19 protein-coding genes are annotated in these 22,897 nt (G+C 75.0%); 6 read left to right on the top strand and 13 right to left on the bottom strand.

Features of this window, described 5'->3' with window-relative positions; all coding sequences use genetic code 11:
* Positions 1 to 166 precede the first annotated feature (166 nt).
* Positions 167 to 2,437: a glycosyl hydrolase family 18 protein gene (locus tag ACFC1T_RS26450; RefSeq protein ID WP_375892394.1), complete on the bottom strand. Its 2,271-nt coding sequence runs from the start codon at positions 2,435 to 2,437 to the stop codon at positions 167 to 169.
* A 257-nt stretch (positions 2,438 to 2,694) separates the two neighbouring features.
* Positions 2,695 to 3,678: an ArsR/SmtB family transcription factor gene (locus tag ACFC1T_RS26445; protein ID WP_375892392.1), complete on the bottom strand. Its 984-nt coding sequence runs from the start codon at positions 3,676 to 3,678 to the stop codon at positions 2,695 to 2,697.
* Positions 3,679 to 3,770: 92 nt separating this feature from the next.
* On the opposite strand from ACFC1T_RS26445, the gene ACFC1T_RS26440 reads away from it, so the two are divergent.
* Positions 3,771 to 5,135 (top strand): MFS transporter, encoded by a 1,365-nt coding sequence (locus ACFC1T_RS26440; protein ID WP_375892391.1) that lies wholly within the window; start codon positions 3,771 to 3,773, stop codon positions 5,133 to 5,135.
* 89 nt (positions 5,136 to 5,224) lie between these two features.
* Here ACFC1T_RS26440 and ACFC1T_RS26435 read toward each other — a convergent pair whose 3' ends face one another.
* Together ACFC1T_RS26435 and ACFC1T_RS26430 are read right to left on the bottom strand one after the other, a co-directional pair.
* On the bottom strand, positions 5,225 to 5,629 hold the full coding sequence (locus tag ACFC1T_RS26435) for a RidA family protein (protein ID WP_375892389.1): 405 nt from the start codon (positions 5,627 to 5,629) through the stop codon (positions 5,225 to 5,227).
* Between the two features lie 64 nt (positions 5,630 to 5,693).
* Positions 5,694 to 6,491, bottom strand: coding sequence for an ATP-grasp domain-containing protein (locus ACFC1T_RS26430; protein WP_375892387.1), 798 nt, complete (start codon positions 6,489 to 6,491; stop codon positions 5,694 to 5,696).
* Positions 6,492 to 6,698: 207 nt separating this feature from the next.
* Here ACFC1T_RS26430 and ACFC1T_RS26425 point away from each other — a divergent pair, with 207 nt between their 5' ends.
* Positions 6,699 to 7,472 carry an enoyl-CoA hydratase family protein gene (locus ACFC1T_RS26425; RefSeq protein WP_375892385.1) on the top strand — a complete coding sequence of 258 codons (774 nt, stop codon included), beginning with the start codon at positions 6,699 to 6,701 and terminating at the stop codon, positions 7,470 to 7,472.
* Positions 7,473 to 7,553: 81 nt separating this feature from the next.
* Here the strand turns inward: ACFC1T_RS26425 and ACFC1T_RS26420 are convergent, their stop codons facing one another.
* Positions 7,554 to 8,315 carry a maleylpyruvate isomerase family mycothiol-dependent enzyme gene (locus ACFC1T_RS26420; RefSeq protein ID WP_375892383.1) on the bottom strand — a complete coding sequence of 254 codons (762 nt, stop codon included), beginning with the start codon at positions 8,313 to 8,315 and terminating at the stop codon, positions 7,554 to 7,556.
* Positions 8,316 to 8,515: 200 nt separating this feature from the next.
* Between ACFC1T_RS26420 and ACFC1T_RS26415 the strand changes: the two genes are divergently transcribed.
* The gene (locus tag ACFC1T_RS26415; RefSeq protein WP_375892381.1) at positions 8,516 to 9,271 is read left to right on the top strand and encodes an acyltransferase; all 756 of its coding nucleotides are present in this window, start codon (positions 8,516 to 8,518) and stop codon (positions 9,269 to 9,271) included.
* Between the two features lie 129 nt (positions 9,272 to 9,400).
* Here ACFC1T_RS26415 and ACFC1T_RS26410 read toward each other — a convergent pair whose 3' ends face one another.
* Positions 9,401 to 10,846: a PucR family transcriptional regulator gene (locus ACFC1T_RS26410; protein WP_375892379.1), complete on the bottom strand. Its 1,446-nt coding sequence runs from the start codon at positions 10,844 to 10,846 to the stop codon at positions 9,401 to 9,403.
* A gap of 189 nt (positions 10,847 to 11,035) precedes the next feature.
* On the opposite strand from ACFC1T_RS26410, the gene ACFC1T_RS26405 reads away from it, so the two are divergent.
* Positions 11,036 to 11,929: an esterase/lipase family protein gene (locus ACFC1T_RS26405; protein WP_375892428.1), complete on the top strand. Its 894-nt coding sequence runs from the start codon at positions 11,036 to 11,038 to the stop codon at positions 11,927 to 11,929.
* Positions 11,930 to 12,005: 76 nt separating this feature from the next.
* Here ACFC1T_RS26405 and ACFC1T_RS26400 read toward each other — a convergent pair whose 3' ends face one another.
* Together ACFC1T_RS26400 and ACFC1T_RS26395 are read right to left on the bottom strand one after the other, a co-directional pair.
* On the bottom strand, positions 12,006 to 12,611 hold the full coding sequence (locus ACFC1T_RS26400) for a HutD family protein (protein ID WP_375892377.1): 606 nt from the start codon (positions 12,609 to 12,611) through the stop codon (positions 12,006 to 12,008).
* A gap of 101 nt (positions 12,612 to 12,712) precedes the next feature.
* Positions 12,713 to 13,969, bottom strand: a complete 1,257-nt coding sequence (locus ACFC1T_RS26395) for an MFS transporter (protein ID WP_375892376.1) — start codon at positions 13,967 to 13,969, stop codon at positions 12,713 to 12,715.
* A gap of 17 nt (positions 13,970 to 13,986) precedes the next feature.
* Here ACFC1T_RS26395 and ACFC1T_RS26390 point away from each other — a divergent pair, with 17 nt between their 5' ends.
* Positions 13,987 to 15,261: an ROK family protein gene (locus tag ACFC1T_RS26390; protein WP_375892374.1), complete on the top strand. Its 1,275-nt coding sequence runs from the start codon at positions 13,987 to 13,989 to the stop codon at positions 15,259 to 15,261.
* 156 nt (positions 15,262 to 15,417) lie between these two features.
* Positions 15,418 to 16,548: a PLP-dependent cysteine synthase family protein gene (locus ACFC1T_RS26385; RefSeq protein WP_375892372.1), complete on the top strand. Its 1,131-nt coding sequence runs from the start codon at positions 15,418 to 15,420 to the stop codon at positions 16,546 to 16,548.
* Positions 16,549 to 16,649: 101 nt separating this feature from the next.
* Here the strand turns inward: ACFC1T_RS26385 and ACFC1T_RS26380 are convergent, their stop codons facing one another.
* From ACFC1T_RS26380 to mscL, 5 genes are all read right to left on the bottom strand, one after another.
* Complete coding sequence (locus tag ACFC1T_RS26380) at positions 16,650 to 16,955, bottom strand: DUF6191 domain-containing protein (protein WP_375892370.1); 306 nt, start codon at positions 16,953 to 16,955, stop codon at positions 16,650 to 16,652.
* A gap of 137 nt (positions 16,956 to 17,092) precedes the next feature.
* On the bottom strand, positions 17,093 to 19,546 hold the full coding sequence (locus ACFC1T_RS26375; protein ID WP_375892368.1) for a right-handed parallel beta-helix repeat-containing protein: 2,454 nt from the start codon (positions 19,544 to 19,546) through the stop codon (positions 17,093 to 17,095).
* 297 nt (positions 19,547 to 19,843) lie between these two features.
* On the bottom strand, positions 19,844 to 20,719 hold the full coding sequence (locus tag ACFC1T_RS26370; RefSeq protein ID WP_375892366.1) for an MOSC domain-containing protein: 876 nt from the start codon (positions 20,717 to 20,719) through the stop codon (positions 19,844 to 19,846).
* 262 nt (positions 20,720 to 20,981) lie between these two features.
* A complete protein-coding gene (locus tag ACFC1T_RS26365) occupies positions 20,982 to 21,776 on the bottom strand; it encodes a DUF6643 family protein (RefSeq protein WP_375892364.1) in 795 nt (264 codons plus the stop codon).
* Positions 21,777 to 22,195: 419 nt separating this feature from the next.
* Positions 22,196 to 22,642, bottom strand: a complete 447-nt coding sequence (mscL, locus tag ACFC1T_RS26360; RefSeq protein WP_375892363.1) for a large conductance mechanosensitive channel protein MscL — start codon at positions 22,640 to 22,642, stop codon at positions 22,196 to 22,198.
* Between the last annotated feature and the right edge of the window lie 255 nt (positions 22,643 to 22,897).

The raw sequence follows: 22,897 nt of genomic DNA, 5'->3' as shown, positions 1-22,897 counted from the left end.
GCCCCGCGGCGGCGGCGCCCCCCCGGGCGCGCGCCCACGCGGGCGGGGCGGCCCCCGGGGTGGCGGCCCGGGGGGGGGGCGCCGGCCCCGCCCCCCCGGGGGGGGGCCCCCCCCCGGCCCGTGGTGCGGGGACGGTCGGCTAGGTGAGCCCGGCTAGGTGAGCCGGCTATTTGAGCCCGGTGTCGAGGGCGGACATCAGGCTGCCCGCCGGGGTGTCGCCGGACATCTCCCAGATCATGCCGCCGAGCAGGTTCTTCGATTTGAGGTAGGCCGCCTTCTGGGCGATCGACCAGGCGTCGTCGAAGGTCCACCACTGGCCGTTCGCGCCCGTGTAGCCGTACGTGGCCACGGACTTGGGATCGTGGTAGACGGTGAGGCCCGGCACGCCGGTGACCAGGTTCTGGTACCCGCGGGTGCCGGCCTCCTCGGCGAACTGGCCGGGCGCCGCGCCGTTCGCGGACTGCCAGACGCCGTGGGCGCCGCCGTCCGCCACGCCCTGCCAGCCGCGCCCGTAGAACGGGAAGCCGATGGTCAGTTTGCGCGGGTTGACCCCGGCGGCGAGGTAGGTCTGGACGGCGCCGTCCACGCTGAAGTGGAAGGCGTAGGGGTCGTTCGGGTCGGGGTAGAGGTTGGAGGCCTGGCCGGTGCGGTTGGGCTCCCAGGAGTTGTCGCTGCCGGAGCCGTGGAAGTCGTAGCCCTGGACGTTGGCGATGTCGAGCGAGGTGAAGACCTTGCCGAGGTCCCAGCCGGCCGCGACCTTGGCCGGGTCGGCCGGGGTGAAGGCGGTGAGCAGCTTGTGCGGGCCGCCCAGCGCGTCGAGCTGCTTGCGGAACTCGGCGGCCAGCAGGGTCAGGTCGGCCTTGTCGTTCGCGCTCCAGTGGTTGCCCGGGTGGCCGTCGCCGGAGCCGGGCCACTCCCAGTCGAGGTCGATGCCGTCGAAGATCCCGGCGGCCACGCCGTCACCGCCGGCGCCGTTGTAGGCGGGCAGGTTGCCCTTGATCCAGGTGTCCACGCAGGACTTGACGAACTTCTGCCGGGACGCGTCGGTGGCGGCGACGTCGGAGAAGTACTTGGAGTACGTCCAGCCGCCGAGCGAGACGACCACCTTGAGGTTCGGGTACTTGGCCTTGAGCTTCTTCAACTGGTTGAAGTTGCCCCGGAGTTTGCCCCAGCCGTCGTCGGCCACGCCGTCCACCGACTGGTCGGCGCTCATCGGGCGGGCGTAGTCGGCGTCGGCGTCACCGGCGCCGGTGCCCTGGTCCGGGTCCTCCGGGTTGGCGGTGGTGCCCTTGGTGACGCCCGCGAGGCAGGTCAGGTTGACCGGATCGATGTTCTCGAAGGCGTAGTTGACGATGTCGAGCTTGGCCGCGCTGCCCGAGGTGTCGAGGTTCTTGACGAAGTACTGGCGGCCGTAGATGCCCCACTGGACGAAGTAGCCGACCCGGGCGTACTTTCCGGCGCCGACGATGTCCGCGGTGGTCACGGCGAGCGGCGCGGAGGCGGGTGAGGCGTTGTCGGCGGGGTCGCGGGCCTTCACCGTGAAGGTGTAGGCGGTGGACGGCGAGAGGCTGCCGACGGACGCGGTCAGCGTGCCGCCGTCGACCGTCGTCACCAGGGTGGCGCCCTGGTAGACGTCGTACGCGGCGACCCGGACGTTGTCGGTGGCGGCGTTCCAGGCGAGCGTCACGTCGGAGGAACCGACCGACGTGGCACGGAGGTTGGTAGGCGCGGTCGGCGGGACGGTGTCCGTGGACGGGTCGAAGGTGGCGGCGGTCACGGGGGCGCTGAGCGGGCCGGTGTTGCCGCGGCTGTCCTTGGCCCGGACGGTCAGGGTGTACGAGGTGGCCGGGGTGAGCCCGGTGACCAGGGCGTTGGCGGTCGGGCCGGAGGCGAGCACGGTGGCGCCGTTCAGCACGTCGTAGGAGGCGACCGGGAAGTCGCCGCCGGTGGCGGCCGGCCAGCTCAGGGCGAGGGTGTGCGCGGTCGACCCGGTGACGGTGGGGGTGCCCGGCGCGGACGGCGGGACGTCGGCGGAGCCGTCGCACTTGTCGCCGTTGATGCGGCAGTTGAGCGGGGTGGAGACCGGGCCGGTGCCGACGAACCAGAAGCTGTACGGCTCGGTGGTGCTGTGGGCGTTGACGGTCGCGTTGTAGTACGCGGCGGTGGCGGTGACGTGCCGGCCGTTGACGGTCGCGGTGCCGTTGCTGGTGTTGCCCAGGGTGACGCCGGTGGGCAGGTCGAAGTCCAGGGTCCAGCCGGTGACGGCGGTGGCGTTGTCGTTGTGGACGATGTACGTGCCCTGCCACCAGGAGCCGTTGTCGGCGGTGGTGAAGGTGGCGGTGAGCTTGCCCGCCGCGAGCGCGGGGGCGGCGAGTGCGGTCAGGACGGCGAGTGGGAGGAGCAGGACGGACAGCAGTGCCAGCAGTCTGCTGCGCATGCGGGGGCGTCCCGCCCGGGATCGAGCGGACATGGTTCTCCCTGTGGCTGTGGGGGTTGGACAGGGTGACGTAGAACCGGGGTGATCCGTGGGCGACCGGTGCCCGCGCCGTGGGGGGCGGGGGCATGGGCACTGTAGGAGGACTGGACCAATGCGTCAACAGGTCTGTACCACTGGGGAGTTGGGGAGGTCGCCGGGTGGCGGGGTGGCGGGGTGGCGGGGTGGCCGGGCGGCCGGTCGGCGGGCCGGCGGGGCGCTCACCGGCCGCCGGAGAGCTCGTCCCCGAGCGCGCTGCGCCGGTAGAGCACCGAACGGCCGTGCCGGGCCCGGCTGACCAGGCCGGTGGCGGCCAGCACGGACAGGTGCTGGCTGACCGCCCCCGGGGTGACGCCCAGGCGGTAGGCGAGCTCGGTGGTGGAGGCCGGCTCGGCGAGCAGGCCGAGCAGCCGGGCCTTCGGTGCGCCGACCAGGGCCTCCAGCGCGCGCGGCGGCACCGGCGGGCCCTGTCCGGCCATGGCGGCCTGGCCGCGCGCCGGGTAGCAGATCTGCGGGGCGCGGGTGCTGTCGATCATGGTGATCGCGCCCCGGACGAAGAAGGTCGGGCTGAGCACCAGCCCGCGCCCGTCCACGGCGGTCTCCACGTCCCCGTCCGTCCAGTGCCGGTTGATCGACAGCGCGCCGTCCGCCCACTCCAGACGGTGGTCGAGGTCGGTGAACAGCGCCGTCGCGCCGTGCTGGGCCAGCACCCGGGCCCGGTACACCAGGTCGGCCTCCAGGACCGCGCGGGCCTGCGGCCACCAGGCGGGTGCGAGGCACGCCTCCCAGTACTCCTCCAGGGAGTCGCAGATCCGGCTCAACAGCCGGGCCGGATCCGCCAGTCCGGCGTCGAGCAGGGCGGGCAGCGGCTGCCCGTGCGGCCGGAAGGTCAGCTCCAGTTCGCCGCGCAGCTGCTCCGGCGGGAGGGCGCGGACGGTGGCGAGCTGGGTGCGGAACTCCGGTGCGGGGGAGGACGGTCGGGGGGTCAGGAAGTCGGGGACCCAGCGGTTCTCGGCGACCAGGGAGAGCAGCAGCCGGGAGTCCAGGCGCGCGAACGAGGGGCCCAGCCGCTCGAAGGCCGGGCTCTGGAGCCGGTACCGGCCCGGGTGGGTCCACATCCGCAGGCTGAGCACGGCCTCCAGGATCGGGGAGTAGGCGAACCAGGTGCTGGCGAGGTCGGCCAGCCGGAGGGTGAAGCGGTGCACCGGGATCCTCCCGTCGGCTGCCGGTCGTCGAGCTTTTAGCCAGAGCCTAAAGGAGTGTCGGGTGCGGCCCGCCCGACGGTGGAATCCTCGGCATGACCACCACACCGGCGGAGTCCTCCGCACCACCCTTCGGCGTGCCCGCGCACCAGCCGAACGGCCGCCTGCCCGGGGCCCTCCGGCGCCGCCTCCACCCCGATCCGACGGTCCGTCGACTGGCCGGGATCACCCTGGTCAACACGGTGGGCAACGGCCTCTCGCTGGCCGTCGCGGTGCTGTTCTTCACTCGGGTGCTCGGACTGAGCGCGGCCCAGCTGGGGTTCGGGATGACGGCCGCCGGTCTGTGCGGGGTCGTCGCCAGCGTGCCGGCCGGCCGGGCCGCAGACCGCTGGGGCGCCCGGCGGGTCCTGGTGGTGCTGGTCTCGATCGAGGCCGTGGGCACGGCCGGGTACGCGCTGGTGCACGGCTACGCCGCGTTCGTGGCCCTGGCCTGCGCGGTCTCCGCGGTGGACCGCGGCGCGGCCGCGGTGCGGAACGCGCTGTACGCCCAGGTGCTGCCCGCCGACCGCCGGGTGGCCGGCCGGGCGTACCTGCGGGTGGTGACCAACATCGGCATCTGCCTGGGGACCGGCCTCGGCGCGATCGCGCTCCAGTTCGACACCCGGCCGGTCTACCTGGCGGCGATCCTGGCCGACGCCGTCTCGTACGTGGCCGTCGCGCTGCTGATGTACCGGCTGCCGGCGGAGGCGGGCGCGGGTGCGGGGCCGGGCGCCTCAGCACCCGCCTCGGTTTCGGCCTCGGCCTCGGGCGGGGCGGGCGTCGGGCAGGGCGTCGGGCAGGGCCGGCGGCGCAACCCGGCGCTGCGCGACGGTCCGTTCCTGGTGGTGACCGCGCTGTGTTCCGTCCTCGGGCTGCAGTTCGCCGTCCTGGAGGTCGGCGTCCCGCTGTGGATCGTCCAGCAGACCGACGCGCCGCGGATCACCGTCGCCGGCGCCTTCATCGTCAACACCCTGATGGTGATCGCCCTCCAGGTGCGGGCCACCCGGGGCACCGAGGAGCGGACGGCCGCCGCCCGGGCCTGCCGGCGCGCCGGACTGGTGCTGGCCGCCTCCTGCCTGGTCATCGCCATGGCGCACGGCCTGCCCGGGATCCTCGCCGCCGCCGTGGCACTGGTCGGGATCGGGTTGCAGTCGCTCGCCGAGGTGATGGGACAGGCGGGCGGCTGGGCGCTGAGCTACGACCTCGCGGGCGAGCACGAACACGGCGCCTACCAGGGGGTGTTCAACGCGGGCTCGGCGGCCGCGATGATGGCCGGACCGGCGGTGGTCAGCACCGCGGTGATCGGGTACGGGGTGGCCGGGTGGGCGGTGCTGGGCGCGGCGCTGCTGGCGGCGGGCCTGGCGATGGGGCCCGCCGTCCGGTGGGCCGGACGGCGGGAGACGCGGCTGCGGGCGGCCTGAGGGGGCCGGAGCGAGGAGCTCTGGGGTGAGGAGCTCTGGGGTGAGGAGCTCTGGGGTGAGGAGCTCTGGTGCGAGGGGGCGTACGGGCGTTACTCCGGGACGACCGCCGTCGCCTCGATCTCGATCAGCACGTCGGGCCGGAACAGCGCCGCGACCTGCATCGCCGAGGCCGCCGGGAGCGGCAGGTCGCCCAGGTACTCGTTCCGGGCGTCCCGGATCGCCGCGAGGTGGGCGATGTCGGTCATGAAGAAGGTGAACTTGACGACGTCCGAGAAGTCCGCGCCGGCGGCGGCCAGGCAGCGGCGCAGGTTCTCGAAGATCTGACGCGCCTGGGCCTTCGGGTCACCCGCGCCGACCAGGTCCCCGTGCTCGTCGAAGGCGACCTGCCCGGAGACCTGGACCAGTCGGCCGGTGCCGGTGACGACGTGGGTGTAGCCCTTCGCGGGGAAGACGCCCGGCGGCTGGGTGATGTGGGTGAGGTGCGTGGTGGTCATGGTGCCCGATCGTGCGCCACCGCAGGCCGGGACCGCAAGCGGCCGCCCCCGGTCAACCCGCCGGTCAGCGCACCACTTCGGGCAGCTCGCGCAGGAACACCCGCTCGGTGCACGGCAGTTGGGCAGCAGGGCCGGAGGAGCGCAGCACCACGTCCAGGACCTCGCCCGGGTCGGCGGCGTAACCCCCGCTGGCCCAGGCGGCGTTGGCCTCGACCACCGCCCAGCCCCGGTCCGTCCGGCCGACGTCCACCACCACCGCGCTCGGCAGCGGGGCGTGCGAGGCCGAGGCGGCCAGCACGTCGCGGGCGAAGGCCAGCACCTCGGGGCCGTCCGCCCCGAGCGGTGCGACGGCCAGGTCACCGTCCCGCGCGTAGCGCGAGCCCGTCCGCACCGCGCCGTCCAGGACGAACAGCCGGTACTCCGTGCGGAACCGCACGACCTCGCTCACCAGCACCGGGGTGTCCCCGTCCAGCAGCCCGGGCCCGGGCAGCGCGCCGCCGTCGGGGTAGACCCGGGCGGCGAACAGCTTGTCCGCGGGCGGCTTCACGAAGGCCGGGCCGCCCAGCGCACGGGCCTCGGCCAGCGTGGTCGCGCAGATCCGCCGGCCGGTCAGTGCGAGCGGCAGTCGGGCGAGCCAGTCCTCGGCGGGCTCCAGCAGGGCGAGGCCGAGCTCCCGGCCGACCGCGTCGGCGAACAGCGGCCCGCCGTACACGTGCACCGCGGCGCCGAGCAGCTCGCGCGGCGCCCGCCAGGAGGTGGCGGTGCACGCGCGCAGGCCGCGCAGCCCGGCGGCGGTGCGCAGCTGGAGGCCGGTCTCGTTGATGCGCGGGGCTAGCAGCAGGACCGGGGGGTCGGTGGTCATGGGCCCATGCTGACGGGCGGACCGGGGCTGCCACCAGCGGTTTTCGACCCGGCGGCCGGAGGTCGGCGGTCGGCTCGGGCCGAGGGGTGCCGGTCGGCTCTGGCCGCGGGGCGGGTGGGCGTGCCAGAGTCGTGCGGGCGCGGTCCGGGCACCCCGGGCCGCGCCCGCAGTCCGACCCACCCTCAGCCGGAAGGCAGGCCCACGCCGATGACCAGCGCAGAGCCCCTCGTCCGCGTCAGCACCGCGGACGCCGTCACCACGCTCACCCTCGACTCGCCGCACAACCGCAACGCGCTCTCCTCGCGCCTGATGTCCGAGCTGCACGCCGGACTGGCGGTGGCCGCGGCGAACCGGGACGTCCGCGCGGTGGTGCTCACCCACACCGGCAAGGTGTTCTGCGCGGGCGCGGACCTCTCCGAGGCGACCGGCGCGGACCCGACGGTGGGCCCGCGCGGCCTGGTCGAGCTGCAGAAGGCGATCGTGGACTGCACCAAGCCGGTCATCGCCGTGGTCGACGGGCACGCCCGGGCCGGCGGCCTCGGCCTGATCGGCGCGGCGGACCTCGCCGTCGCCGGACCGGCCGCGACCTTCGCCTTCACCGAGGTCCGGCTCGGCCTGGCGCCCGCCGTCATCTCGCTGCCGCTGCGCCCCAAGCTGGAGCCGCGCGCCGCCTCCCGCTACTACCTGACCGGCGAGGTCTTCGACGCCGCCGAGGCGGCCCGGATCGGTCTGATCACCCAGGCGGCCGAGTCCAGCGAGTCCACCGGGGTGCTGGTGAAGGGGCTGCTGGACGCGCTGCGCCAGGGCTCGCCGCAGGGGCTGGCGGAGTCCAAGCGGCTGGCCAACGCCGAGGTGGCGCGCTCCTTCGCGCGGGACGCGGACGAGCTGGTGCAGCTGTCGGCGCGGCTGTTCGGGTCGGCGGAGGCGCAGGAGGGGATGCGGTCGTTCCTGGAGAAGCGGCCGGCGGCCTGGGTGCGCTGAGCCCCTGGGCCGGGCCGGGCCTGGCTGGGCCGGATCGAGCCGGGCCGGGCCGGACCTGACTCCGGCCCGGCCCGACCGGGGTCAGATCGTCGCGGCGGTCCGCCAGTGGTCGAACAGGTCCTGGTCGCCGCTGAGCTCGACCCGCCCGGCCCGCTCGACGGTCAGCCGGTTCCAGAGCAGCGGGTAGAGCTCGGCCGCCGGACCGCTGACCGTCAGGTCGGCGGGCTCGGGGCGCTCCTCCGTGGTGACGGCGAGCGGCTCCCGGGAGAGCGTCAGGTGCCAGGAGCCCGGCCCGTCGGTCGGCCGGATCCGGATGGTGCGCGGGTCGTCGCTGTGCACCGTGGACCGGCCGCGGAGCAGGAAGCCGCGCAGCAGTTCGTCGATGCCGTCCAGGGCGAGCGTGCCGTCGACGCCCGGGCCCGGCGAACCGGCCGCCGCGTCGGCGTCGAAGCGGTGCACGGCGGTCTCGTGCGCCTGGCGCCGGGCCCAGAAGGCCAGCGGGCTGGGTGCGGGCAGGAAGGTCCAGCACTCGACGTCGGCGGGGGCCTCGGACAGCACGGTCAGCAGGGCGGCGTGGCCCTCCCGGTACCAGTCGAGCAGTGCGGCGTCGGAGGGGTCCGGGCCGACCACGGCCTGCCGGTCCGCGCCCTCCGGCGGGGCGCTCAGGCCCTTCGCCGGGAAGGCGGCGGCCCAGCGGTGGACCTGGCCGATGTGGCGCAGCAGGTCGCTCAACCGCCAGTCCGGGCAGGTCGGGACGGGCGTGGTGAGGTCGGTGCGGGCGGCGGCGTCGGCCAGCAGGGCGCCCTCGCGGCGGACTGCTTCGATGTGCTCGGAGATCTCCATGGGACGGAGTCTTCCACCGCGGTCCGACATCGGTGGCGGATTTCGGACGGCCGCGGGCGGACGGTCCAGGAGCGGTCCAGGAGCGGCCCGGGGGTGGGCCCGGGGGTGGGCCCGGGGTGGTGCGGAAGGGGGCGGTGGGGCCGGTGTGATGTCGGCCTCCCGGTCACCGGGCGGACGCTACGGGCCGGTAACGTGAGCGCATGCCGATAACCCGTTCCCTCCTCTCCGCCCTCCGGGACGGCGGCCGCCGGGCCGCCGGGCGCCTCGTCCACCGGGGCTGGCGCTGGGTGCAGCGGACCGGCGCGGTCAGCAACCGGAACCCCGGTCCGTACCGGTTCGGCGAGCTGGGCGACGGCACCACCCTCGCCTTCCCGCTCGGGGCGGTGTTCAACGAACGGTGGATCACCATCGGGCCGTTCTCGATCATCGGCGAGCGGGTCACCATCAGCGCGGGCTTCCTGCCCGGGCTCGACCTCGGGCCGGAGCCGATCGTACGGATCGGCGGCGGCTGCGTGATCGGGCGGGACAGCCACATCGTCGGCCACCAGTCGATCGTGATCGGCGACGACGTCTGGACCGGCCCCGGGGTGTACGTCAGCGACCAGGCGCACGAGTACCGGGACACCGAGCTGCCGATCGGCAAGCAGTGGCCGCGCAACGAGCCGGTGGAGATCGGCGCCGGCAGCTGGATCGGCACCGGCGCGGTGATCATGCCGGGGGCGCGGATCGGCCGCAACGTGGTGGTCGCGGCCGGTGCGGTGGTGCGCGGCGAGGTGCCCGACCACAGTGTGGTCGCCGGGGCCCCGGCCAAGGTGGTTCGGCGCTGGACCGAGGAGGAGGGCTGGCAGCCGCCGCTGCGGCACGAACCGCCCCGGCCGCTGCCGGACGGGGTGACGGCGGAGCAGTTGCGGGCCCTGGTGGGGTGGGACCTGCGGCTGCCGGGGGAGCAGGACTGAGATCGTTCTGTCGACCCCGAGTTGTCGACCCCGAGCTGCTGACCCCGAGTTGTCGACCCCGGGGCGTTGATCTCGGGGCGTTGATCTCGGGACGGCGCCCGCGCCGCGGTCGGCGCGGGTGCCGTCGTTTCACGACCAGTGGGCCGGGGCCGACCGCTCGGCCGTCCGGGCCGCGATCGCGGCGGTGATCCGTAGGACGTCGGCCGGGCGCGCCGGGTCCAGCCCGGTGAGCACGGCGATCCGGCGCAGCCGGTAGTCGACGGTGTTGGGGTGCAGGTGCAGGGCGCTCGCGGTCTGTCGGCGGTTGAGGCCGCCGGCCAGGTGGATGCGCAGGGTGGTGAGCAACTCCCCGCCGTCGGCGAGGGGTTCGAGCAGGGCGGCGAGCCGCGCGCGGGCCTGGCTGGGCCGGGTGAGCTGGTACTCCAGCAGCACGTCGTCCAGCCGGTGCAGCCCGGGCGGTCGGCCGAACGCCCGGGCGACGTCCAGGACTTCACAGGCGAGGGCGGCGGCGCCGGGCACCTCCGCCGGCACCGCGGCGGCCGCTCCGGCCAGCACGGGCACCCCGGCGGCTCGGGCCGCGGCGGCGAGGGTGGCGCCGAGCCGGGGCCAGTCGGCCCCGTCCTCGGAGCCGTCGGTCGATCCGTTGTCGGAGCCGTCGGCGGGCCCGTCGGCCCGGTTGGTCGGGGACGGCAGCGGGAGGAGCAGCAGGCCGCCCGAGGGGGTGAGCGTGGAGAGCGCCGACTGCCGTGTGCGGTGGTCGAGTTCGGCGAGGAAGCGGCGCAGCTTGCGGCGGGCGGCGATGGCCGGGTCGATGCCGGGGGAGTGTTCGTCCGGGTGGTCGGCGAGGGACAGGCAGAGCACGGCGTAGCCGGCCGGCAGTTCGGTGCCGGCCCGGGCGGCCACCTCCTCGGCGGGGGTGCCGGCGAGCAGTGCGGTCAGGAGGGACTGCCGGGCGGTCGAGCTCCGGTCGCCGGCCGACTGCTGCCCGTCCAGGTAGCCGGCGCCGGCGGCGGTGGTGGCCCGGCGGAGCTGGTCGAGCAGCAGGCGGTTGAGCAGCACCAGGTCGGCGGCGTCCCCGGCGTGGGCGTCCCGGGTGAGGAACTCCCAGCAGACCTCCAGTCCGAGGTGGTGGGCGAGCAGGACGGCGTCCAGTGGCAGGCCCTCCTCGGCGCGGCGCGCTGCGGCCTCCCGTACGGCGGTGAACTCCTCGGCGGGGGCGGGGAGTCCGGTGCGGACGGCGTGGGCCAGGCCGCGGATGCGGCGCTCGGTGTCCCGGGTGAGTTCGCCGGTGAGCTGCTCGCGCGGGAGGCGGTGGTAGACCGGCACCCGTTCCAGCAGGGCGGCGACCACGACGGCGGCCAACGCGCGGGCGCCGCCGAGGAGTCTCTGGTCGGCCGGGAGCCCGCCGATCACCGGGACGCGCCACGGCGAGGGGTGGTCGGCGGCGCCGGTGGCCGTGGCGGTGGCCGTGTCGGTTGCGGTGGCCGTTTCGGCAGAGGCGTCGGCGGGCCGGTGCGCGGGGAGTTCGGCGGAGCGGCTGGTGGGGGTGCAGTGGGGCGCGTTGTGACCGGTCACAGAGAACACCGTCCAGGTCTGGGGGACGCCCAAGGGCCGGGCCGGAAGGGTGACCGCATCATTGAGCCACTCGGGTTACCTGTTGGTAACAAACTTCCGCTGTGGAGGCAACAGTTGAGAACCCCGCTTCTCCGCTTCTCCGCAACTCCGCTGCGCCGCCGGTTCGGCGGAGCCTTCGGCGCGGCCGTCCTGGCGGGCGCGCTGCTGGTCGCCGCCGCGGCCCCCGCCGCGGCCGCCCCGGCCGTCGCCACCCCGGCCGCTGCCGCGGCCCCCGCCTCGGCCGCGCTCCCGCCCGACGGTGACTCGGTGGCCTCGCCGCCCGGCGCCAACGACTGGAGCTGCCGGCCGTCCGCCGCCCACCCCGACCCGGTGGTGCTGGTGCACGGCACCTTCGCCAACCGCTACGAGAACTGGCTGGCGCTCTCCCCGCTGCTCAAGGGCCTCGGGTACTGCGTCTTCGCCCTCGACTACGGCACCGTTCCGGGCATCACCTCCACCGGCAGCGGTCTGCTGCTGCCGATCGGCGGCCTCGGTCCGGTGCCCGCCTCGGCGGCCCAACTCGCCCACTTCGTCGACCTGGTGAGGTCCGCGACCGGTGCGGCCAAGGTCGACATCGTCGGCCACTCCCAGGGCGGCATGCTGCCGAACTACTACCTCAAGTTCCTCGGCGGGGCCTCCAAGGTGGACAGGCTGATCGGCCTGGCACCGTCCAACCACGGCACGACCCTCGACGGGATCACCAAGCTGGCGCCGTACTTCCCCGGCGTCGCCGACCTGATCTACACCGTCTGCCAGGCCTGCCGCGACCAGGCGGTGGGCTCCGCCTTCAACGCCACCATGGCCTCCCGGCCGGACACCGTGCCGGGCGTGCACTACACGGTGATCTCGACCGTGTACGACGAGGTCGTCACCCCGTGGCGGACCCAGTTCCTGAACGGGTCGGACGTGGACAACCAGGTGCTCCAGGACCACTGCCCGGTCACCCTCGCCGAGCACGTCGCCATCGCGTTCTCGCCGACGGCGCTGCACCTGGTGACCAACGCGCTGGACCCGGCGCACGCCACGCCGGTGTTCTGCGGCTGACGCGGCCGGTGCCGCCGCTGCCCGTGCCCCCGGTTCCGGCGGGGGTACGGGCAGCGGGCTGCTCAGTCGGTGGTGCTCAGTCCGTGGTGCGGCGCGCGGCGGTGCGGAAGGTGATCGCGGCGGTGACGCCGTCGGGCCGCAGCTCGTGGGTGCCCGGTGCTTCGAGGGCCGGTGCGTCGAGTACTGCGGCGTCGTAGCGGCCGAGTTCGGTGCCGCCGTCGACGACGGCCGTACCGGACAGGCAGACCAGCAGGACGGTCGACCCCTCCGGGACGGCGACGCTGCCGGGCCCGGTCCGGAGCTCCACGACGGCGTCGGCCCGGCCGCGGCGGGTCATCACGTTGAAGTCCACCACCGGGCCGCCGAGCAGCCGGCAGTCGGTGGCGGCGTCGCCCGGGAAGGCGAACGGGCGGAACGGGGCGTCGACCAGCTGCTCGACGCCGTCCACGGCGAGCGCCATGCCGGCGCCCTCGACCAGGGTGATCACCCGGTCGATCCCGGGGAACGGCGAGAACGGGCCGGCCGAGGCGACATCGGCGAGGCTCACCCGCCAGTCGAAGTCGGCCATCCCGGCCCCGGCGGGGGACCCGGCGACCTCCCGGGTCACCCCGCCCCCGTTGAGCCACGGGGTGGCCGGGCGCTCGCTCGCCCGCAGTACCTGGATGCGTCCGGTGGTGGTCATGGGTCCGCATCCTGCCACTGCCGGGGCGGGTCCGTCAGTGCCGCCCGGCCGTCAGTGCCGTTCGACCGCGAGCCCCGCCCGGTCGCCCGGTCGCCCGGCCGTCAGTGCCGCCGGACCGTCAGCGGCAGCAGGGCCGCGGCGGTGGCCGCGACCGCGACCGTGGTCAGGGCGAGCGGCAGTCCGACCGCATCGGCGAGGAAGCCGATCACCACGGGCCCGATCAGCATCCCGCCGTACCCGAGCGTCGAGGCGAGCGCGACACCCTGCGGCCCGCCCGCCGCACCGGCGCGCGCGATGGCGAGCGGGAACAGGTTGGCCAGCCCGAGGCCGACCAGCACGAACCCGCCGATGGCCACCGGCACCGACGGGGCCAGGGCGGCGAGCAGCATGCCGGCCGCGGCGGTGAGTCCGCCGAGCAGCATCAGCCGGTTCTGGCCCAGCCGGATGGACAGCCAGGTGCCGCCCACCCGTCCGCTGGTCATGGCGAAGGCGTACGCGGCGTACCCGGCGGCGGCGGTGCCCGCGCCCGCGTGGACGTCGTCGGTGAGGTGGAGGGTGGTCCAGTCGGCGACGGCGCCCTCGCCGTACGCCGTGCACAGGGCGGTGAGGCCGAGCAGCAGGACCAGCAGGCGGACGTGCCTCCCGCCGGCCGGAGCGGCGGCTGGAACGCTGGTCGGGCCGTCGGCCGGGCCGGGGGTCCGGTCCGGGGCGACCATCGGCGCGGCCGGGCTGCGCAGCAGGACGACGCCCGCGCCGACGGTCACGGCGAGTCCCAGCAGGCCGCCGAGCGCGAGCGCCCACGCGGTGGTCAGCCGCTCGGCGAGCAGTCCGCCGATGCCCGCGCCGAGCAGCCCACCCAGGCTGTACCCGGCGTGGAAGCTGGGCATGACGGGCCGGCGCAGCTGGGCGACCAGGTCGACGGCGGCGCTGTTCATGGCGACGTTGGCGCCGCCGTACCCGGCGCCGAACAGCACCAGCACCCCGCCGAGCGAGTACACCGAATGGGTGTGCGCGGGCAGCGGGACGGCGAGGGCGAGCAGGGCCAGCGAGGCCACGGTGACCGGGCGCGAACCGTAGCGCAGGCAGAGCCGACCGACGGCCGGCATGGTGAGGACGGCGCCGACGGACAGGCAGAGCAGGGCCAGTCCGAGGGCGCTGTGCGAGGCGCTGACCTGGCTGCGGACGTCCGGGATGCGGACGACCCAGGCGGCGAACAGGAAGCCGTCGACGGCGAAGAAGGCGGTGAGCGCGAGCCGTGCGGCGCCCCAGGGGCTGTCCGCGACCGGGGGTGTGCTGCGAGACTGGGGGGAGGTCGGGTCGGCGTGGCGGTGGGAACTGATTTTGTTTCGAAGCGACACAAAGTCACAATAGGGGCGTGCAGCTCTCACCTTCAAGCCCGCGGCCCCGCTCCGGGACCGACGCCGACGCGCAGCGCGACGCCCACCGCCGCGCGGCGCCCGACCGCGGTCGGACGCTGCTCGGCCCGGCGCTCTCGCTCATCCACACCGGCCAGACGCCCACCCGGTCCGCGCTGACCCGCGCGCTGGACGTCACCCGGGCCACCGCCGGCGCCGTCACGGCCGAACTGGAGGCGCTCGGCCTGATCACCGTCGACTCCCGCCCGGCCGGCGGCGGTCGCGGCCGTCCCTCGCACCGGCTGGCGATCGACCCGCAGGGCCCGGTCGTGGTCGCCGGCCAGATCCACGCCGACGGCCTGAGCGTCACCCTGGCCGGACTCGGCGGACTGCTCGACCCGCCCGTCCACCTGCCGCTGCCCGCCGCCACCGATCCGGTCCGGATGCTGCGCGCCGTCGCCCAGGCCGGCGCCGAGCTGGCCCGCGCGACCGACCGCCGCTGCCTGGCCGCCTCGCTCGCACTGCCCAACCCGGTCACCGAGCCGGACGGCACCGCGCTCGCCGCGCTGCACTTCGCCTGGCCCAGCGGCACCCCGGTCGCCGACCTCTACGACGTCGAGGTCGGCCGCGCCGACCACGGCCCGAAGGCCGTGCGGCCGCTGCCCGCCGTCATCGCCAACGACGCCAACCTCGCCGCCCTCGCCGAGTACCGGCACGGCGCCGGGCGCGGTGCCCGGCACCTGCTCTTCGTCACCTCCGGCCACCGCGGCGTCGGCGGCGCGCTGGTGATCGACGGGCACCTGCACACCGGCAGCGCCGGGCTCGCCCTGGAGGTCGGCCACCTCACCGTCGACCCGCAGGGCCGCCCCTGCGCGTGCGGCAACCGGGGCTGCCTGAACGCCGAGACCGACCCGGACGCGCTGTTCGCCGCCGCCGGCCTCACCCCGGAGCCCGGCCGCCCGCTGCTCGACCAGGCGCGCGAGCTGTGCTGGGCGGCCGCGACCGACGAGCGGGCGCGGGCCGCGGTGGAGCACGTGATCGACCGGCTCGGGCTCGGGCTGGCCGGGGTCGCCAACATCCTCAACCCGGACCGGGTGGTGCTCAGCGGCCTGCACCTCGACCTCCTGGAGGCCGCCCCCGACCGGCTGCGCGCGGTGGTCGCCGACCGCAGCCTGTGGGGGCGCAGCGGGCGGGTGCCGATCGTCGGCGCGGAGCTGGCGCACGGCGCGCTCGCGGGCGCCGCCGAGCTCGGCTGGGGGCCGTACCTCGCGGACCCGCAGTCGGTGCCGGTCTGAGGAGGCGGGCAGCGGGCAGCGGGTGGCGTGCGGCAAGCGGCGGGCGGGCCGCGAGGGGCGATAAGCGGAAGCTGGGCCTACGAAAACGGTCACTTATCGTAACTCTCGTACACTCGTAGTGAGCAGCGGGGGGCCGCAACGAGGGAGTACGTGACCATGAGCACCCAGTCCGGTGGGATCGTCGGCATCGAGCCGACCGTCGACGTCGACCGCTCCGACCAGCAGTACCGCGACTGGCTCAAGGAGGCGGTGCGCAAGGTCCACGCCGACGCCAACCGCTCCGCCGACACCCACCTGCTGCGCTTCCCGCTGCCCGCCGAGTGGGGGATCGACCTCTACCTCAAGGACGAGTCCACCCACCCGACCGGCTCGCTCAAGCACCGGCTGGCCCGCTCGCTCTTCCTCTACGGGCTCTGCAACGGCTGGATCCGCCCCGGAAAGCCGGTGATCGAGGCCTCCAGCGGCTCCACCGCCGTCTCCGAGGCGTACTTCGCCCAGCTCATCGGGGTGCCGTTCATCGCCGTCATGGCCAAGAGCACCAGCCAGGCCAAGATCGACCTGATCGAGTTCCACGGCGGCGAGTGCCACCTGGTCGAGCGCTCGGACGAGGTCTACGAGGCCTCCGCTCGGCTCGCCGAGGAGACCGGCGGGCATTACATGGACCAGTTCACCTACGCCGAGCGGGCCACCGACTGGCGCGGCAACAACAACATCGCCGAGTCGGTCTTCGCCCAGCTGCGCCTGGAGCCGCACCCGGAGCCTGCCTGGATCGTGGCCACCGCGGGCACCGGCGGCACCTCGGCGACCATCGCCCGGTACGTGCACTACATGCAGTACGACACCCGGATCTGCGTCGCGGACCCGGAGAACTCCTGCTTCTTCGAGGGCTGGGTGAACCACGACCCGGACGCCGTCTGCGCGAGCGGCTCCCGGATCGAGGGCATCGGGCGGCCCCGGATGGAGCCGAGCTTCGTGCCCGGGGCGGTCGACCGGATGATGAAGGTGCCCGACGCCGCCTCGATCGCCGCGGTGCGGCTGCTGGAGCAGGTGCTCGGGAAGAAGGCCGGCGCCTCCACCGGGACGGGACTGTGGAGCGCGCTGCGGATCGTCGCGGAGATGCGGGCGGCCGGTCGGACGGGCAGCGTGGTCGGCCTGATCTGCGACCCGGGGGACCGCTACCTGGACAAGTACTACTCGGACGACTGGCTGGCCGGTGAGCGGATCGACATCGCCCCGTACCGGTCCGCCCTGGAGGACTTCCTGGCGGGCGGCGCCTGGACTGGCTGACGGGTCGTCGGCTGGCGGGTGGCGACTGACAACTGACGGATGACAACTGGCAGGTGACAGATTTCAAAATCTGTTATCTGTCAGTTGTCATCCGTCGTCCGTCACCCGCCCGCACCCCGTCGGATCACGGCCCGGCCGCCCGCGAGGTCGATCCCGGTGCGCTTCGGTGCGCCGTCGTGCTCGTCGTCCCGCAGCACCAGCTCGACCCGGCGCTGCTCCAGCTGTGCCCGCTTGCCCGGGTAGAGCAGCGCGTGCAGCTCCTCCGTCGCGGTCGCACCGGCGCCGCGCCCGACCGGGGCGGCGTGCCGACTGCGAAGTCGCCGCAGCACCGCACCGAGGGAGAACAGCACCACCAGCCCGGCCGGTAACAGCAGTCCGCCCGCGGCGCCCGTCAGAAGCGTTTCCATGACCGGCCCAACGCCCCGTCGCCGACGGGGAGTTCCCGCGCCGTCCCGCCGTCCCGCCGTCCCGCCGTCCCGCCGTCCCGCCGTCCCGCCGTCCCGCCGTCCCGCCGTCCCGCCGTCCCGCCGTCCCGCCGTCCGGCCTACGGCAGAGTTGCAGCCGGCAGGTCCGCCGGGACGAGCAGCTGCAGTTCCTCCGTGGACGGGTCGGCCAGCGAGGCCACCCGCACCGCGTGGCGCTCGACCATGGTCTCGAACACCTGCCGCGCGGTGCGCCCGTTGCCGAAGTTGGGGCCGCGCTCCAGCCCGCCGAAGTGGTCCAGCAGGGCGCCCTCGGCGGCCTCGGAGAGCGCGTACTCGTGCTCCGCGCACTGGGCCCGGGCGATCTCCAGGAGTTCGTCCGCCGTGTAGTCGGGAAAGGTGACGGTCCGTGAGAAACGGGACGAGACACCGGGGTTGGCGGAGAGGAAGCGCTCCATCTCGGCGGTGTAGCCGGCCACGATGACGACCACCTCGTCCCGGTGGTCCTCCATCAGTTTGACCAGGGTGTCGATCGCCTCGCGCCCGAAGTCCCGGGCGCCGTCCTCGGGGGCGAGGGCGTACGCCTCGTCGATGAAGAGGACCCCGCCGCGGGCCCGGTCGAAGGCGGCGGCGGTGCGGATCGCGGTGGAGCCGATGTGCTCGCCGACGAGGTCGACCCGGGCCACCTCGACCAGGTGGCCGCGCTGGAGCACCCCGAGCGAGGCGAGGATCTCGCCGTACAGCCGGGCGACGGTGGTCTTGCCGGTGCCGGGGGCGCCGGTGAAGACCAGGTGGCGGCGGAGCGAGGGGGCCTTGAGGCCGGCCTGGCGGCGGCGCCGGCCGACCGAGATCAGGTCGATCAGTGTGCGCACCTCCTGCTTCACCGTGGCCAGGCCGACCAGCGAGTCCAGTTCGGCGAGCGCCTCGTCGGCCGGGCGGCAGTCCGGGATCGGCGCGATCGTGGCCGTCGCCGCGGCGGCGGAGCCCGCCACCGGGGAGGTCGAGAGGGCGGTCGACACCGGTGCCGCCGTAGCGTGTTGGGCGGGCCTCGGGGCGGGCAGCTCGGGCCGTCCGGCGGTGCCCGGGCCGGCCGGGGCGGGCGGGGCCACGTCGTCCGAGGTGCACCCCTCCGCGACCGGTCCGGGCTCGGAGAACTCGAAGCCGGCCCGTTCGTTCTGCTCCGCCCGGCAGCGGGTGAGCTGGGTGCGGCACCCGTCGATGATGTGGAAGCCGAAGCCCTTGCCGTGCGAGACCCGGCAGTCCTCGAAGGTGCCGCGGCCCTGGGCCGAGACGTACACCCCGGCGTCGGTGCTGGCCCGTACCGTGCACTCGCGCAGCACCGGGTCGGCGCCCTTGGTGACGATCACCCCGGTGGCGACGTCGGAGATCTCGCAGTCGGTGAGCAGTCCGCCGCTGCCGTGGTCGCGGAACCAGAGCCCGGTCCCGGCCTCCTGCACCTGGCAGGAGGCGAGCGTGACGGTGGCCCCGCCGCTGACCGAGACGGCCGAGCTGCGGATCCGGCTGAACGAGCAGCCCCGGGCGACGGCCGCGGAGTCCCGGTCGAGGACGAACAGCGCGTCCGGCAGGTCGTACAGCGAGCAGTCGGTGAGGGTCAGCCGGGCGCCGTCGCTGACCCACAGCGCCGGGTACTCACCGGTGGAGCCGTGGATCCGGCAGGACTCGGCGACCGCCTCGGTGCCCTGGTCCCAGACCGAGAGCGCGCCGCGCCCGAAGTCCCGCACGGTGCTGTTGGAGAGGCGGAGTTTGGCGCGGCCGCGCAGGTCGGCGCCGTTCTCCGGCAGGTCGTGCACCCGGCAGCCGGTGAGCACCAGTTCGGCCTCGCCGTCCAGGGTCAGGCCGTTGCCGGTGACCCGGTGGATGTCGCAGTCGACCAGCCGCCCGCCGGCCTGGGCCTCGGCCTGCACGCCGCTGCCGCGGATCTCGTAGATCTCGCAGCCGGTGAGCTCCGCGGCGCTGCCCGGGTCGGAGAGCAGCACGCCGGCGCCGGAGGCGTGGTGGATCCGGCAGCGGTCGAGGGCGGCGGTCGCCCCGCCGAGCACGGCGAGCCCGGCCTGGCCGGCCGCGGCGACCTCGCAGTCCTCGAAGGCGGCGGCGGTGCCCTCGCCGCGCAGCCGCAGCCCGAGGCCGCCGGGGTTGGCGACCACGCAGCCGCGCAGGGTCGGGCGGGCGCCGCCGCCGATCTCGACCCCGGTGGCGGAGCGGGTCTCGATCCGGCAGCCGCTGAACGCGGGCGTCGCCTGCGCTCCGGTGACCAGGACGGCCGGGGCGGAGCTGTCGCCGCCCTCGACCACCAGGTCGCGCACGGTCGCGGCGGCGGTGACGGTGATCGCCACCCCGGAGGCCGGTTCGATCCGGACGGTGCCCGGGCCCTGGGCCGCAACGATCGTCACCGGCTTGTCCAGCAGCACGTTCTCCCGGAAGGTGCCGGGCCGGACGGTCACGGTGTCGCCCGGCTCGGCGGCGGCCAGGGCCTCCGCGAGCGTGTCGTACTCGCCCGCGCGGCGGCGCCAGCGGGATGCGCTGTCCTGGGTGACCCGGACCCTGTGCTCAGCCATGACGATCTGTCGTCCCCACCTTCGTCGTGCCGGCGATCAACGGGCCGTGGGCGCGGGGGTGCGCGGGCCGTCCGCCCACCGTAGCGCGCCCGGACGGGTGATCCGTCCGTCCGTCCGGACCGGCCGGTGCGCCCGCCCGGGGCCGCTCGGCACGGGCGGGCACCGGGGGCGCCCACCGCGGCCACAGGTTCCGACCACTTGCTTCAACGAGCGCGCACAGCCGGAGTTCCGTGCCGGCGGGCCGGAGGCCGCGCTCCGGGCAGGGCGCGGGAGTCGGGGCAGGGCGCGGCGGTGGCGTCAGCGCTGGTCGGGGGACCAGTGCGCCCCGTCCTCCAGGACCTCGACGTCGTCGCCGAGGCGCAGCGTCCCCAGCACGTCGCCCTCGACGCCGGCCGGGCGCTCGGGGATCAGGTTCTGTCCGAACGCGGCCCTCCGCAGCAGCCGGTGGTGCCGGGCCAGGGTGCGCAGCGGCTCGGGGCCGCGCCGCTCGCCGCTCTCCTGGTCGGTGGTGGTGACCACGCAGCGGCCGCAGGGCTTGACCACCTGGAAGGTGAGCGCGCCGATCCGGATCCGGCGCCAGCCGTCCTCGGCCCAGGGCTCGGAGCCGGCGACCGCCACGTTGGGGCGGAAACGTTCCATCGGCAGGGTCTCGTGGCCGTCCGGGTGCTCGGCGGCGATCAGTCCGTTGAGCCGCTCCAGCGAGCCGGTGGTGGTGAGCAGCAGCGGGAAGCCGTCGGCCATCGAGACGGTGTCGCCGGGCCGGCCGTACTCCGGGTCGACGGGCCGGGCGCGCGGGTCGTCCAGGTGCACCAGGCGGTAGTCGCCGAGGCGGTCGGCGATCCACTCGTGGGCGTCCTTGGCGGCCTCGACGGCGCGGAAGCGGGTGCCCCAGACCTCGACCTCGGCGATCGGGTCGCCGGCGTCGGCGGCGGGCGCGGCGACCTCGATCCGGGAGCCGTCGGGGGCGGTCAGCGCGAGTGCGCCGTCCGGCAGCAGGTCGACCCGGACCTGTCCGAGGGCGGCGTTCTCGCGCTGGCTGACGAAGCGTCCGGTGGGGTCGGCGAGCATCCAGCGGCGGTCTCCGGCCAGACCCCAGGGATGGACCGCGGCGCTGTCGGGGCTCAGGCGGTACATCGACTTGACGGGGTAGACGTGGAGTCCGGTGAGGTGCATCCCTCCATCCTGCCAGCAGCGATCGGAGCGGACGCGGCTGCCCCGGGGCGCTTCGCGACCGCTGCGGACCGGTGGGGGAGCACCGGTCCGGGACCTCTCCCGGCCCCCGTACGCGCACGGACCGCCCGGTACGCCGTGGGGGGCGTTCCGGGCGGTCCGTGGATGACCCGTTCTCCGTTCGCCCGGCGTTCGGGGGGCGCCGGGTGGTGCTCAGGTGGTGCGGGTGGTGGCCGGCGGGGGCGGCCCCGTGGTGCGCTCGGGCTCAGTAACCCTGGCCCTGCGGCTGGTAGCCGCCCTGCTGGTAGCCGCCGGGCTCGCCGTACGGGCCGGGGCGCTGCGGCTGCATCGGGCGGACCGGCGCGACCGGCGCCATGGCCGGGCGCAGCTGGGCGCCGCCGAAGCTCTGGTCGCCGCCCTGGCCCTGGAAGCCGGGGCCGGCCGGGTTCTGGCCGCCGAAGGACTGCTGGCCGCCGAAGCCCTGCGGACCGCCCTGCGGGCCGCCGGGCTGGCCCTGGCCGAAACCGGCCGGTCCGCCGGTCGGCTGCGCGCCGAAGGTCTGCTGCCCGCCCTGGCCGATGAAGGTGTTCTGGCCGCCGAAGCTCTGGCCGCCGGTCGGCTGGTAGCCACCGCCGGCGGTCTGCGCGAAGGTCGGGGCGGCGGGCTGCGGTCGCTGGTACGGCTGGGGGGCGCCGTAACCGGGGACGGGCGGCTGCGGCGCGGAGGCGTACGCGGGCGCGGGCTGCGCCGGGATGTACGCCGTGGCCGGGCCGGCGGAGGGGCCGCTGCTCGGGCCGGGGCCCAGGGCGAGGCGGGCGGGCGGCAGCGCGGGGAGGTTGCTGCCGGCACTCTCGTACCCGTTGCCGTACCGGTTCTCGTAGGACTGGCCGAGGCCGGATCCGTAACCGGAGGACAGCGCCGGGGGCAGGGCCGCCGGCACGTTGATGGGTGCGATCTGGGGGACGCCGCGCTCAGCCACGAGGCTGTCGTAGATCGGCGTGCCGGAGGAGAAGGACGGAGAGGGGTAGCCGACTCCGTCGTAGGAGCGGGGCGAGGTCATGGGGCATACGGTAAGCCCACAATGCGCCTGCTGAGGAGAGCGGGAGGGGGAGCAGTTCGAGTGTTTACACAGTCTTCGCCCGCACAAAGGTTTCGAAAGTAGGAAGAACGGACATACCGGCGTTCAGTTCCGGACAGTCCTGGCACCCCGTCAGTGATCGAACAGCACCCGGACGCAGCCCCCGCAAGGCCTTGCGGTGACGGGCCGATGGCCGTTCGGGGACGCCGTGGAGAAACTTTTGCGGACAGGGCGTGCGCCGGCGCATTCGAGCCCCCGCCGACGGTCCGGCGGAGGCTCGTGAATGTTTGGGGAATAAATTTCCCGTCAGCGCCCACAGCGGGCGTTCCGGGCGCGGTCCGGTACCGGTTTGGGCGCGGTCCGGTAGCGGTCCGACCGCCGTCCGGATGCCATCCGGGGCGTCAGTGCGACTGCAGCGCCTGGGACTGCGCGGGCAGACCGGGTCGGGCGGCCACCTCGCTGGTGCAGAAGGAGCAGCGGGTCGCGGCGGCCGGGATCGAGCTCAGGCACTCCGGGCAGTCGGCCTTGGCGGCCGGCGCCGAGGCCTTCTCGAAGCGGTCCTGCAGCTTGCCGACCGGCACCACCACGGCGAAGTAGATGAGCGCGCTGACCAGCACGAACCCGATCAGCGCGTTGACGAAGAGGCCGTACGGGAACTTGGTGCCGCCCACCTCGAAGGTCTTCTGGGTGAAGTCGCCGACCGCGCCGGTGGCGACCCCGATCAGCGGGGTGAGGAAGGCGCTGACGAACCCGGTGACGACGGCGGTGAAGGCCGCGCCGATCACGATGCCGACCGCGAGGTCCACCACGTTGCCGCGCAGCAGGAAGCTGCGGAATCCCTTGAACACCGGGTGACTCCAAATCCGAACGGGGAAGGGGGAGATGGGGCAGAACGGCGGGCGCCCCGGCCGGACATCCTGCCGACCGGCGCGGGCCGAGGTCCAACCGCGTTCACCCGATCCGCGTAACCGGTCGGCGGCCCGGAGCGGGCGCGCCCGGGCGGGGCACGGGCCCTGCGCGTACCGGCCGTCCGGCCGCCCGCGGCCCGAGGTTGACCCGTTGGGGTGACGCTTGGGTGCGCGCCGCTGCCGTGACCGTCGGTG

This window comes from Kitasatospora sp. NPDC056076 (genome assembly GCF_042266305.1).
GTDB lineage: Bacteria > Actinomycetota > Actinomycetes > Streptomycetales > Streptomycetaceae > Kitasatospora.
This window is presented reverse-complemented; position numbering and strand designations above follow the sequence as displayed.